This is a genomic window from Kribbella soli, from assembly GCF_004331345.1.
In the GTDB taxonomy this organism is placed as follows: domain Bacteria; phylum Actinomycetota; class Actinomycetes; order Propionibacteriales; family Kribbellaceae; genus Kribbella; species Kribbella soli.
The window spans coordinates 402,772-415,282 of record NZ_SJJZ01000005.1 but is presented as its reverse complement, the minus strand read 5'-3'; the positions used below and the strand labels follow the sequence as shown (position 1 = coordinate 415,282).

Below are 12,511 nucleotides of genomic sequence, written 5' to 3'. Positions count from 1 at the left end.
GCACCCCTCAGAGGAACTTGTTCGTGGACAGGAACTCGACCAGCCCGGCAGCACCGCTACCGTCCTCGTCGGTGACGATCGTGCCGGCGGTCCGCGCCGGACGGGCGGTCACCTCGACCACCTCGGTCCACGCCGACGAGCCGCCCACCTGCTCCGGGGTCAGCTCGAGGTCGGCCAGCGACCAGGTCTCGACCGGCTTCTTCTTCGCCGCCATGATCCCCTTGAACGACGGGTACCGCGGCTCGTTCGCCTGGTCCGACACCGACAGCACCAACGGCAGCGTGCCCTCGATGGTCTCGCTCGCGGTGTCACCGTCACGACGGATCCGCACGGTCTGCCCGTCGACGGTCACCTCCGAGCCCAGCGTCACGGCCGGCAGTCCGAGCCGCTCCGACACCATCGCCGGAACGACGCCCATGCCGCCGTCGGTCGAACCCATGCCGAACACGACCAGGTCCGCTTCCAGCTTGGCCAGCGCCTTGGACAGGATCAGCGACGTGGCGACCGCGTCCGAACCGTGGATCGCGTCGTCGAGAACGTGGACACCGGCGTCGGCGCCCATCTGCAGACTCTTCTTCACCGCGTCCGCGGCCTGCTCCGGGCCGACCGTGAGAACGGTCACCTCGGCGTCCCCGGCCTCCTTGACGGTGAGGGCGGTCTCGACGGCATACTCGTCCAGCTCGGACAGCAGCCCGTCGACACCCGCACGGTCCACCGTGTTGTCCTCCGAGCGGAAGCGGCGGTCCGCGGTGGCATCCGGCACGAACTTCGCGCAGACGACGATCTTCATAGCGTGTGGGACCCCTTCTGGTTAACGGTCTCTGCCAAGCCTGCCACGGATGTTACTCGCGAGAAACATAACGGCGGTGCGAGTCCCATCACAGTCTCGTGGACGACTAGTCTGAGTCAGTGACCGAGACGTTACCGCTCACGGGCGAGAGGACCGCGCCCGGGATCTGGCACGAGAACTATTGGTTCGCGCGCCACGACGCCGCCTATCGCTGGATCACGACCCAACTGCCGATCGGGACCGGCCGGGTCCTCGACGCCGGCTGCGGCGAGGGCTACGGCGCGGAACTGCTCCGGCTCGCCGGGGCGAGCCAGGTGACCGGTCTCGACTATGAAGATACGACGTTGCGGCACGTCCGCCGCGTTTATCCACAGGTCAAGGTGGCGCGCGGCAATCTCGTGCAGACACCCTTTGCGGACAACGCGTTCGAGGCCGTGACCTCACTGCAGACGATCGAGCACCTGTGGGAGCAGCCGCGGTTCGTCGCCGAGTGCGCGCGCGTTCTCGCGCCCGGCGGGACCTTGGTGCTGAGTACGCCGAACCGCCTGACCTTCCCGAGCGGGAACTGGTACCACACGCGCGAACTGACCGCCGCCGAGTTCATCGAACTGCTCGAGCCGCACTTCGCCATCACGCAGGCGCTCGGACTCCACCACGGCGACCGGCTGACGTCCTGGGAGACGCAGTACGGATCCTGTGTCGACGCGCAGCTCGCCGCCGAGCACGACCAGTGGGACGACAACCTGGCCGCGCTCGTGCGCAGTACGACGTACGCCGACTTCGAGATCCGCCCAGGAAACCTGGACGAATCTCTCGATCTGGTTCTGATCGCTACGGCCGGATGATGCGTTCGACGATCTTGCCGGCGATCAGGTAGACGAGCGCCGCGATACCCCAGTTCACCAGCAGGGTGTTCTTCGCGGTCTCGAGCCGGAACAGGTCCTTGAACGGGCCGACCAGGTCGTGACCGCGCTCCAGGATCCAGCGCACGATCTCGTTGCTCTGGTTGGTCTGGTCGAGCGCGGTGAACAGCGCACCGAGCGCGAGGACCGCAGCCGCGAGAACCGCAGCGAGCCAGATCAGCGACGCGATCAGATTGCGCAGCTTCCGGACACCGGAACCGACCGAGGTCAGCGCCTGCTTGCCCATGCCGGATCCCGACGAGCCGCCCTTCGCGGCCGCCGGTTTGTTGCCTGAGGCACCTGTCGGCTTCGCGGCCGGCTTGCCCGCCGCAGCACCCGTACCAGTGGCCGCCGCAGCCGGCGCCTTGTCAGCAGCAGCATCCTTCGAGGCGTCCTTGGCCGTGGCATCCGGCCGACCGGACGCGGCATCCTCCGAGGCGGCCGCGTCCGTGGCCGGGGCCTCTGCCGCCGCCTTCTCCCGGGCCCGCTGCTCCGCCACGATCTCCGCCGCCGTCTTCGGCCGGGCAGTCTTCGTCGCGGTCGCCGTACCCGAACCGCTCGCGCCTGTACCGGTCTCGGTGCCAGTAGCGGTGTCCGGCGTCGTGCCGGCCTTGTCGGCCGTCCCTTTTTCGTCCTGCGTACCCACGTCGTCCATCTCCTCAGCCGGGGTCCGTTCCTCGTCCGTGGCCACTGCGGCGGCCGGCGGTCTCCTCCGCCGGCTGACCGGGACCGGGCGTGGCGACAACCTGCGGCGCGCGCCCGCAACCGGTGCCGCTGCCGTACTGCCGTCCACTGCCTGTGCTTCCGGGTTCACGCTGTTGTTCACGCCCATGTCTGACTCGTTCGTTTCAAGCACTGGTTCCAACGTAGCGCTGCCGGCGACCACTGGCTCGGCCACGATCGGCACCGGGTCGACCGCGCGGGTCCTCGCCTGCGTGATCGAGTTGTCGGCCGCGGCCTGGTCGAGCAGCGATCGGGCAGCCTGGTCGGCCGGCTCGATCGCAGCCTGGTCAGCCACGCTACTTCTCCTCTCCGATGCTCATCCGGTCGTGGGCGTCCGACCGGATGTGGGGGCCATAGTGCCCGACTGGTGAGTAACTTGAGAACCCCTCACGCTCTCTTTTTCACCATCTGCTTCTACACCGTCACCACCCGCATCCCCCGGCGCCACGCTCTGGGACGGCCCCTCGGAAGGCACAGTCGGGGTTTCACCGGAGCGCAGCAGGCCGGCGGTCCGGGTGTTCGCCGCGGCCAGGCCGGCCAGGTACTTGCGGCGCTCGGCGTTGGCGGCGTACCGGGTAGTGCGGTCACCGAGGATCTTGGCCGGAACGCCGCCGGCGATCGCGTACGCCGGGATGTTGCCGCGGGCAACGCTATTGGCGCCGATCACCGCACCACGGCCGATATCGGCGCCTCGGGTGACCGTGACCTTCGTGGCCAGCCAGCAGTCCGGGCCGATCCGGACCGGCGACTTCACCAGGCCCTGGTCCTTGATCGGCAGGTCGAGGTCCTCGGTCTTGTGGTCGAAGTCGCAGATGTAGGTCCAGTCCGCGATCAGCGTCGACGCGCCGATCTCGATGTCCAGGTAGCAGTTCACCGTGACGTCGCGGGCGAACACCACCTTGTCGCCGATCCGCAGCGTCCCCTCGTGCGCGCGCAGCCGGGTCTCGTCACCGAGATGCACCCACTTGCCGAGCACGATCCGCCCGTGACCGGGCCGCGCCACGATCTCCAGGTGCTTGCCGAGGAACACGAAACCCTCGGTGATCACGTGCGGATGGCGCAGCCGGAACCAGGCGAACCGCCAGTAGCGCTTCAGGTAGTACGGCGTCCACGCCCGATGGCGCACCACCCAGCGCAGATTCGCCACGGACAGCAACCGCATCAACACACCCTACTGCTTGTCGGCTACCCCGGTGATCGAGACGTTGTAGTACAGCTCGTCCGGTACGACGGCCGACAGCGCCTTGTCCACCTTGGACAGCTGCAGCCACGACTTGTAGGCGAACATCCGCCACCCGAACCCGAGCTTCTGCTCCGGTACGGCGGCCTCGAACGTACGGATCGGCCACCCGACCCACGCCGCCAGCAACTCCTCCGTGACGGTGCGAACGTCCGTAGCCCCCGCCCGCGACGCCATCCGCGCCAGCGTGTCCGGGTCGAACGTGTGCAGGTCGACGACCGCTTCCAGCGCGGCCGCCCGCGACGACTCGTCGAGCTCCTCCTGCGGTCGCCGCCAGTGCGCGAGCGCGGGCAGCTTGGTCACGTTGGTGGTCGCCCACCAGGTGAACCGGGACAGTCGCCGGGCCACGAGGTCGCCGTACCGGGTGGGTTCGCCGCAGATCACGAAGCGGCCGCCCGGCTTCAGCACCCGGAGCATCTCGCGGAACGCCAGCTCGACGTCCGGGATGTGGTGGATGACCGCGTGCCCGATGACGAGGTCGAACGTGTCGTCGTCGTACGGCAGCTTCTCGGCGTCCGCGACCTTGCCCTCGACCGCGAACCCGAGGGTCTTCGCGTTCTTCTTCGCGGCCTCGACCATGCCCGGCGAGAGGTCGGTGACGTGCGCCTCGTCGAGAACGCCGGCCAGCTTGAGGTTCAGCGTGAAGAAGCCGGTGCCGGCGCCGATCTCGAGCGTCTTGCCGTACGGCCAGCCGCGGGTTCCGGCGACCGCGGTGAAGCGGTCCCGGGCGTAGTCGACGCAGCGTTCGTCGTACGAGATCGACCACTTCTCGTCGTACGTCGACGCTTCCCAGTCGTGGTACAGCACCTGGGCGAGCTTGTTGTCGTTCCAGGCCGCCTCGACGTCTTCAGCAGAGGCAGCAGGCTTGGAGGTAGCAGACATCAGATTCCCTTGAACTCAGCTTTTCCAGGACCGTTCTCGACGAAGGACTTCATCCCGATCGCGCGGTCCTCGGTGGCGAACAGCGCCGCGAACTGCTGACGCTCGATCTCCAGCCCGGTGGTCAGGTCGACGCCCAGCCCGGAGTCGATCGACTCCTTGGCCGCACGCAGCGCCATCGCCGCGCCGCGGGAGAACTGCGACGCCCAGGCAACGGCCGCGTCGTACACGTCGGCGGCCGGGACCACCTTGTCGACCAGACCGATCTGCAGCGACTCGGCGGCATCCACGAACCGGCCGGTGTAGATCAGGTCCTTGGCCTTCGACGGGCCGACCAGGCGGGACAGCCGCTGGGTCCCGCCGGCGCCCGGGATGATGCCGAGCAGGATCTCCGGCTGGCCGAGCTTGGCGTCCTCGGCGGCGATCCGGTAGTCGGCGCAGAGCGCGAGCTCGCAGCCGCCGCCGAGCGCGTACCCGGTGATCGCGGCAACGGTCGGCTTCGGGATCGCCGCAACCGCGGACAACGAGGACTGCAGCGGGCCGGAGCGCTTGGCCATGTCGGCGTACGACATGTCCGCCATCTCCTTGATGTCCGCACCGGCCGCGAACACCCGCTCGCCGCCGTAGATGACCACGGCGCGTACGTCGTCGTTGGCCGTGGCCTCGACCGCGGCGGCCCGGATCTCCTCCTGGACCTGGACGTTCAGCGCGTTCATCTTCGGCCGATCCAGCCGGATCGTGCCAACACCTGCACTCACGGTGAGGTTGACGAACTCGCCCATGGCGTCCACTCCCTACGGTTCCCGGGGCCTACCGGTCGGTCACATCCCCGGGAACCGTACCTGACGGAAGCGGGACCTTAAACATCCACCGCCTGGCCGGAGGCCGCCGAGCGGCGGGCTGCGTCGACGATGCGGAGGGTGCGGAGGCCGACAGCGCCGTCCGGCTGCGGCACGACGGCCGGCGCCTGGCCGGGCTGTGCCGGGCCGGACGTCCGGACGGCGTCCAGGAACGTGTCGAGCAGCGACGCGTCCAGGTTGCCGCCGATCGCGAGGAAGACCTCGCCGGAGGCGTCCGTGCCGCCGACGTGCGCGACGAACGGCTCGATCTCCACGGACCCGTTGGTGCCGGTCACCTGCAGCGACACACCACCCCAGGTCGCACCGTTGTCCGGAACGCTCCACGAGCAGTCGATGGTTGCCAGCAGCCCGTTGTCGTAGTTGATCGTCACCAGACCGCCCGTCTCCACCTCCACACCCTTGTCCTGGTGCAGGATCCGGTTCGCGGCGGCGTACACGCGGGTGGCGGACGCGCCACCGGTCAGGCCGTCGATCAGGTCCGCGCAGTGCACGGTGTGGTCGACCAGCGCTCCCCCACCGGCGAGTTTCGCGTCGGTGAACCACTGCCGGGCGGCGTACGGGATCTTCCCGTTGTTGGTGCCGAGGATCGCGAACACGTCACCGAGGCGGCCTGCCTCGACGTTCGCCCGCAGTTGCGCGTACGACGGCGCGAACCGGACCGGGTACGCGACCATCAGGATCGTCCCTGCCGCCTCGCACGCCGCGAGCATGGCCTCACCGTCCGCGACCTCGGTCGCCAACGGCTTCTCGCACAGGACATGCGCACCGACAGCGGCGGCGCGCTCGACCAGTTCGCGGTGGCCCGAGTTCTCGGACGTCACCACGACCGCGTCGGGTCCCCACGCGAACAGTTCGTCGTACGAGTCGACGTACGGGATGCCGAACTGCGCGGCGAACTCGGCACCGCGCGGACCGGGATCCGGCGCCCCGGCACCGTCGGGGTCGGCGGACAGTACGTCGATGTCCGGCAGCGACGCGAGCAGGTGCGCGTACGAACCCGCGTGAACGTGCGCGAACGAAGCGATCGCGACCTTCAATGTCATGCCACTACTCCCGTCGAGACGAAGGTCTTCATGTCGATCGGCTGACCGGACTCCATCGACGCGCGCGCCGCCTCGGCCAGGTAGACCGCGGTCGCACCGTCCGACGCGAGAACGCGCGGCTCCGGTCCACCGCGCAGGCCGATCGCCAGCTCCCGCAACTGGGTCAGGTACGGGCTCTCGCCCAGCGCCGACTCGGGAATCAGCAGGTCGCCGGCGGCAGCGCCGTCCTGCAACTCTTCCTTGTAGCCCGTGTCGCCGTCGGACTTGAACTTCAGTACGCCGCTCGAACCCGCGACCGAGAAGCCGGTCTGGAACGTCGTACCGGTCGCTCCCCACGTCGCGCGGCAGTGGCTGATCGCACCGGACTCGTGCGTCAGCGTCACATGGGCCGCCACGTTGACGGGGCTGACCCCGTCCACGGTCGGCGGGTTCTGTACGGCGTACACCGTGGTGACCTCGCCGCACAGCCAGCGCGCCTGGTCGAGGTCGTGCACCATCAGGTCCATGATCACGCCACCGGACCGGGCCACGTCGCGGTACCAGCCCGCACCGGCCGGCGAGGACGCCTGGCGGTAGAACCGCGCTACCGCGACCTCACCGATCCGCCCGGCCTGGATCGCGTCGTACGCCGCCTTGTACGCCGGGAACCACCGCACCACGTGCGCCGGGTACAGCCGGACGCCGGCCGCCGCGGCCGCGTCGATCACCTCGTGCGAGTCGGCCGCCGTCAGCGTCAGCGGCTTCTCGCAGATCACGTTCTTGCCCGCCTTGATCGCGGCCAGCGTGATTTCCTTGTGGGTCGCCGACGGCGTGACGATGTCGACGAACTCGACCGCGGCCAGCAGCTCGTCCAGCGACGCCACGACCTCCAGCCCGTACCGCTGTGCCAGTTCCTCCGCGCCTTCGAGTGAATAGACCAGGACCCGGGCGCCGACGGCCTTCCAGGACTCGGCGTGGATGCGCGAGATGTTGCCCGCGCCGATCAGACCGACGGTCAGACCGGCCAACTCTTCCGACATGTGTTCCCCTGGGGGTGGGTAAATTAGTAACGGTCCTTGCGTATCACTGCGCACAGGCGTTCGCAACTACCGTCTCACGAACACAACCACCTCACTATCGTGAACTCAGGCCGTACTGTGCAGAATGTCCCGGTGATGGAAGCGACCGCCGCCTCGAGCGCGCCCGGCCAGTCCACCGCGACCGGTCCGCGTCAGGGGGCAGTGGTCCAGACCGATGGGACCACCTTCACGCTGTGGGCTCCGGCGGCGGAACGGGTCGAGCTCGCGCTGATCGCCGACGACGGCAGCCAGCGGAACCTGGACCTCACGCACACCGGTGAGTTCTGGACCGGGTTCGTCCCGGGCGTCGGCGCCGGCCAGCGGTACGGGTACCGCGTGCACGGTCCGTTCGACCCGTCGCACGGTCTGCGCTTCAACCCGTCGAAACTGCTGCTCGACCCGTACGCGCGGGCCGTCGACGGCTCGCTGGACTTCACCAGTCCGCTCGTCTACGACTCCTCCGACGGCGACTCGGCCGGACATGTCCCGGTCGGCGTGGTGGTCGCCGACTCCGCACCGCCGCCGCCGATCAGCAGGCCGGTGCACTGGGGCGAGACGGTCATCTACGAGCTGCACACGAAGGGGTTCACGAAGCTGCATCCCGACGTACCCGAGCAGCAGCGCGGCACGTACGCCGGTCTCGCGCATCCGTCGGTGATCCAGTATCTGACCGAGCTCGGCGTGACGTCGGTGGAACTGTTGCCGATCCACCACTTCCTCACCGAGCCGGCCATCGCGGGGCGCGGCCTGCCGAACTACTGGGGCTACAACACGCTCGGTTTCTTCGCGCCGCACGCGCCGTACTCGTCGTCCGGTTCGCGCGGTGAGCAGGTGGCCGAGTTCAAGGCGATGGTCGCCGCGTTCCATGCCGCGGGCATCGAAGTGATCCTCGACGTGGTCTACAACCACACCGCCGAGGGCGGCTTCGACGGACCGACGCTGAGCTTCCGCGGGATCGACAACCGCACGTACTACCGGCTGGCCGGCGGGGCGGCGATGTACGACGTGACCGGCACCGGCAACTCGGTCGACACCTCGCACCCGCACGTCCGGCAACTGGTGATGGACTCGCTGCGGTACTGGGTCGAGGAGATGGGCGTCGACGGGTTCCGGTTCGACCTCGCCGTGACGCTGGTACGCAACGAGCGGCACGAGGTCGACATCCCCGACCACCCCTTCCTGTCCGAGGTTGCGGCCGACCCGGTGCTCGGCCGGGTGAAGCTGATCTCGGAGCCGTGGGACGTCGGGCCGTTCGGCTACCAGGTGGGCAACTTCGGGCCGCCGTGGTCGGAGTGGAACGGCAAGTTCCGCGACAGCGTCCGCGACGTCTGGCGCAACACCTCCGACGGCGTGAAGGACCTCGCCTACCGGCTCTCCGGGTCCAGTGACCTGTACGGCGACGACGGTCGCTACCCGTTCGCGTCGATCAACTTCGTCACCGCGCACGACGGGTTCACGCTGCGGGACCTGGTCAGCTACGACCACAAGCACAACGAGGCGAACCACGAGGACAACCGGGACGGGACCGACGACAACCGGTCCTGGAACTGCGGCGTCGAGGGCGAGACCGACGACGCCGGCGTGATCGCCTTGCGCAAGCAGCAGATGGCGAACCTGATGTCCACGCTCATCCTGTCCACCGGCGTGCCGATGATCACCGCCGGGGACGAGTGCGGGCGGACGCAGGACGGCAACAACAACGCCTACTGCCAGGACAGCGAGATCTCCTGGTTCGACTGGTCACTGCCGAGCACCTGGTCCGATCACCTCGAGCTGACCAAGAAGCTGCTGGCTCTCCGCGCCGCGCACCCCGCACTGCGGCAGTGGCACTACTTCTCCGGGCAGCCTGTCGTGTCCGGCGGCCGCAAGGACCTGTCGTGGATCGCTCCGCACGGCGGTGAAATGACCGACGCGGACTGGTTCGACGGGAACCTGCGGACGATCGGCATGTTCCTGCGCGGTGACGCGTTGCGGGCCACCGACGCGGAGGGCAACGCCCTGACCGACAGCTCGTTCCTGCTCGCCCTCAACGCGACGGCGGAGACCCGGAACGTCGTCGTACCGGATGCGTCGTGGGCGCCCGCGTACGAGGTGGTGCTGGACACCAGCAACAGCACGGTGACCGAGGTAGAGGCCGGCGCAACAGTGCCCCTCGGCCCACGCTGCCTGGTACTGCTGCGCGCTCTCTGACTGCCCAGGTGCAGCAACTTCTGCGACCATCAGGCCTATGGCCTCCGCCACCGGACGGATCATCACCGTCCGGACCGTGTTCCTGATCCTCGGGCTGGTGTTCGGGGTCTGCACACTCGTCCTCGTCCGGCAGGCCCCGGAGCACTCGTTCAGTGGCGGTTCGTGGCCAGGTCGAGTCGCCGAGCTGGCCGTGGGATGGGCGCTGGCCGGCGCCGGGTTCGCCGCAGTCAAACGGCAGCCGACCGCGTCCTTCGGGCTGACGCTCACGGCTGCGGGACTCGCCTGGTTCCTCCTCGAATGGAACAACCCGGGGGTGGGTTCGGCGATCGTGTTCACGGTCGGACTGGTCACCTACGCCGGCTGCGCGCCGCTGGTGGCTTACGCCGTACTCTCGTACCGGACGGTCCGGCTCTCCGCAGCAGATCGGTTGGCGTTGGCAACCTTGTTCGTCAGCGCGTTCATCGGCCTCGGTCTGGTTCCGGCCGTGCTGACCGATCCGGCCGCCACGGGGTGCGCGACCTGCCCCGGCAATCTTCTGCTCGCGCACGCCGACGCGTCGGCGGCCGGGACCGTGAGTCGCGTGGGCCTCTGGCTGACCGTCGCCGGAGTCCTGGCAGCCGCGGCGTTGGCCGTTCTGCAGCTGCTCCGATCGTCGGTCGTACGGCGGCGGATGATCGCGCCCGTCGTCGTTCCAGGGATCGCTTACCTGACGCTGGTTGCGTGGTGGGGTGTGCATTCGTGGGGTCGGGGATACCTGAGCAACGATCCGGTGGATCGGCGTCTCTGGTTCGGGCAGGGCGCGGCACTTGTCGCGATGGTCCTGGGCGTCGCGGCTGAAGGGTTTCGCGCGCGGCGAGCTCGTTCGGCGGTCGCGCAGCTCGTGGTGGAAGTCGCCGGATCGCCACCGCCGGGCGGCCTCCGCGACGCACTCGCCGGTCTGCTCGGAGACCCATCGTTGAAGGTGCTGTACGAATTGGCCGACGGCCGACTGGTCGACGGCCACGGTCGGCCGTCAGTGACAGCTGCCGGGCAAGCTGTCACCCGGTTGGTACGTCGCGGCGAGACGGTAGCGCTGGTCACGCATCGGCCCGGGCTGCTGGACGATCCCCAACTGGCAGACGAGATCACCGGCGCTGCTCGTCTCGCCCTGGAACATGAACGTCTGCAGGCCGAGTCCGCTGCACAACTGGAGGATCTACGGTCGTCCAGCGCGCGCCTTGTCGAGGCCGGTGACGCCGAACGGCGCCGGCTGGAACGCGACCTGCACGACGGCGCCCAGCAGCGACTGATCTCGCTCGCGCTGTCTTTGCGGCTGACGGCGTTGCGATCCGACAGTAGTTCTGAGCGACTCCACGAAGCGGAGGCGCAGGTGAAGGCGGCGCTGGCCGATCTCCGCGAGATCGCGCACGGGCTCTATCCCAACGCACTCGCCGACGAAGGACTGGCAGCGGCTCTCGAGATGCTGGTGGAAGGACACCCGATGCGGATCGTTCTCGGTCCGCTGCCCGATGGCCGGTTCGATCCCCCGGTCGAGTCGGCGGCGTACTTCGTCGTCGCCGAAACGCTGAACCGCAGCTACCAGAGCCGGCTGGCGACCGTGCACGCAGCGCAGACGAACGGTCGCCTCGTGGTGGACATCGAGACCGACGGACAGCCGCCTCGTGATCTGACCGATCTCGAGGATCGCGTCGGTACGCTGTCCGGGCAGCTACTGGTGGAACGCCTGCGCACCGGCGGCACCCGGATCCATGCGGAGGTACCGTGCGCGTCGTAGTGGCTGATGACGAGGTCCTGCTGCGGGAGGGGCTGGCCCGCCTCCTCGGCGAGGTCGGCGTCGAGGTCGTGGCCACGGTCGGCGACGCACCCGCACTGTTGCGCCAGGTCGAGCTGGACCGGCCCGATGTCGCCATCGTCGACATCAAGATGCCGCCGACGCACACCGACGAAGGTCTCGTCGCGGCCCTGGCGATCCGCGATCGGCATCCGTCGATCGGCGTACTGGTGCTGTCTCACTACCTCGAGTCGCGGTACGCGCTGCGGCTCTTCGAGCGGCAGCCGGAGCGCGTCGGCTACCTGCTCAAGGACCGGGTCTCCGATATCGCGGTGCTGGTGGACAGCCTGCACCGCATCGCCGAGGGCGAATGCGTGCTCGATCCAACGATCGTCTCCCGCTTGCTGGCGCGACGACGCGCGTCTACTCCCCTCGACCAGCTGACCGCGCGAGAACGAGAGGTCCTCGCGCTGATGGGCGAAGGACGGTCCAACCAGGGCATCAGCCAGCTCCTGCAGCTGAGCCTGAAGACAGTCGAAGCGCACATCAGCCACATCTTCGTCAAACTCGGGCTTCCCGCCACCGCTGAGGATCACCGCCGGGTCCTCGCGGTTCTCGCCGCCCTCCGGAGCGGCTAGGCACCTCCCGATTCGAGGGTCAGCCCTGACTTCCCGTCGTCGAAGCTGTGCGACGATCGACGCATGGCCGAGCGGGTCCTGATCGTCGACGATCACGCGCCCTTCCGTTCGATCGCCCGTGCGCTCCTGACGGCGGAGGGGTTCGAAGTGGTGGGTGAGGCGGGGGACGGCCGATCCGCGCTCGAGGCGAGCCGCCGGTTGCGCCCGACCGTGGTCCTGCTGGACATCCAGCTCCCCGACCTGGACGGATTCGAGGTGGCTCGGCAGCTGGCAGCGGACCCGGACGGTCCGGCCGTCGTCCTCACGTCCAGCCGCGACAGCTCGTCGTACCGTCGGCGCCTGGCCGGCAGCACCGCGCGTGGCTTCATCGCCAAGGCAGAGCTGTCGGGAGCCGCAGTGGCCGCCCTGGTCGGCTGA

General features: G+C 68.8%; 12 protein-coding genes. 5 read left to right on the top strand and 7 right to left on the bottom strand.

The window, feature by feature from the left end; translation table 11 throughout:
- Positions 1 to 7: 7 nt before the first annotated feature.
- The gene (locus E0H45_RS37650) at positions 8 to 790 is read right to left on the bottom strand and encodes an electron transfer flavoprotein subunit beta/FixA family protein (RefSeq protein WP_131346729.1); all 783 of its coding nucleotides are present in this window, start codon (positions 788 to 790) and stop codon (positions 8 to 10) included.
- Positions 791 to 909: 119 nt separating this feature from the next.
- Here E0H45_RS37650 and E0H45_RS37645 point away from each other — a divergent pair, with 119 nt between their 5' ends.
- On the top strand, positions 910 to 1,635 hold the full coding sequence (locus E0H45_RS37645; protein WP_131346727.1) for a class I SAM-dependent methyltransferase: 726 nt from the start codon (positions 910 to 912) through the stop codon (positions 1,633 to 1,635).
- Here the strand turns inward: E0H45_RS37645 and E0H45_RS37640 are convergent.
- From E0H45_RS37640 to E0H45_RS37615, 6 genes are all read right to left on the bottom strand, one after another.
- On the bottom strand, positions 1,622 to 2,710 hold the full coding sequence (locus tag E0H45_RS37640; RefSeq protein ID WP_131346725.1) for a hypothetical protein: 1,089 nt from the start codon (positions 2,708 to 2,710) through the stop codon (positions 1,622 to 1,624). The two genes, E0H45_RS37645 and E0H45_RS37640, sit on opposite strands and share 14 nt — an antisense overlap.
- 21 nt (positions 2,711 to 2,731) lie before the next feature.
- Positions 2,732 to 3,577 carry an acyltransferase gene (locus E0H45_RS37635; protein WP_131346723.1) on the bottom strand — a complete coding sequence of 282 codons (846 nt, stop codon included), beginning with the start codon at positions 3,575 to 3,577 and terminating at the stop codon, positions 2,732 to 2,734.
- A gap of 9 nt (positions 3,578 to 3,586) precedes the next feature.
- On the bottom strand, positions 3,587 to 4,537 hold the full coding sequence (locus E0H45_RS37630) for a class I SAM-dependent methyltransferase (RefSeq protein ID WP_131346721.1): 951 nt from the start codon (positions 4,535 to 4,537) through the stop codon (positions 3,587 to 3,589).
- Positions 4,537 to 5,316 carry an enoyl-CoA hydratase/isomerase family protein gene (locus tag E0H45_RS37625; protein WP_131346719.1) on the bottom strand — a complete coding sequence of 260 codons (780 nt, stop codon included), beginning with the start codon at positions 5,314 to 5,316 and terminating at the stop codon, positions 4,537 to 4,539. The genes E0H45_RS37630 and E0H45_RS37625 overlap by 1 nt, the downstream gene beginning before the upstream one ends.
- A 77-nt stretch (positions 5,317 to 5,393) precedes the next feature.
- A complete protein-coding gene (locus E0H45_RS37620) occupies positions 5,394 to 6,437 on the bottom strand; it encodes a Gfo/Idh/MocA family protein (RefSeq protein ID WP_131346717.1) in 1,044 nt (347 codons plus the stop codon).
- Positions 6,434 to 7,456 carry a Gfo/Idh/MocA family protein gene (locus tag E0H45_RS37615; protein ID WP_131346715.1) on the bottom strand — a complete coding sequence of 341 codons (1,023 nt, stop codon included), beginning with the start codon at positions 7,454 to 7,456 and terminating at the stop codon, positions 6,434 to 6,436. The genes E0H45_RS37620 and E0H45_RS37615 overlap by 4 nt, the downstream gene beginning before the upstream one ends.
- 135 nt (positions 7,457 to 7,591) lie before the next feature.
- Between E0H45_RS37615 and glgX the strand changes: the two genes are divergently transcribed.
- The 4 genes from glgX to E0H45_RS37595 all read left to right on the top strand — a co-directional run bounded on the left by glgX (position 7,592) and on the right by E0H45_RS37595 (position 12,511).
- Positions 7,592 to 9,685, top strand: coding sequence for a glycogen debranching protein GlgX (gene glgX / locus E0H45_RS37610; protein ID WP_131347274.1), 2,094 nt, complete (start codon positions 7,592 to 7,594; stop codon positions 9,683 to 9,685).
- 37 nt (positions 9,686 to 9,722) lie between these two features.
- Complete coding sequence (locus E0H45_RS37605) at positions 9,723 to 11,459, top strand: sensor histidine kinase (RefSeq protein WP_131346713.1); 1,737 nt, start codon at positions 9,723 to 9,725, stop codon at positions 11,457 to 11,459.
- Positions 11,447 to 12,094 carry a response regulator transcription factor gene (locus E0H45_RS37600; RefSeq protein ID WP_131346711.1) on the top strand — a complete coding sequence of 216 codons (648 nt, stop codon included), beginning with the start codon at positions 11,447 to 11,449 and terminating at the stop codon, positions 12,092 to 12,094. Before E0H45_RS37605 ends, E0H45_RS37600 begins: the two co-directional genes overlap by 13 nt.
- 63 nt (positions 12,095 to 12,157) lie before the next feature.
- Positions 12,158 to 12,511 carry a LytR/AlgR family response regulator transcription factor gene (locus E0H45_RS37595; protein WP_131346709.1) on the top strand — a complete coding sequence of 118 codons (354 nt, stop codon included), beginning with the start codon at positions 12,158 to 12,160 and terminating at the stop codon, positions 12,509 to 12,511.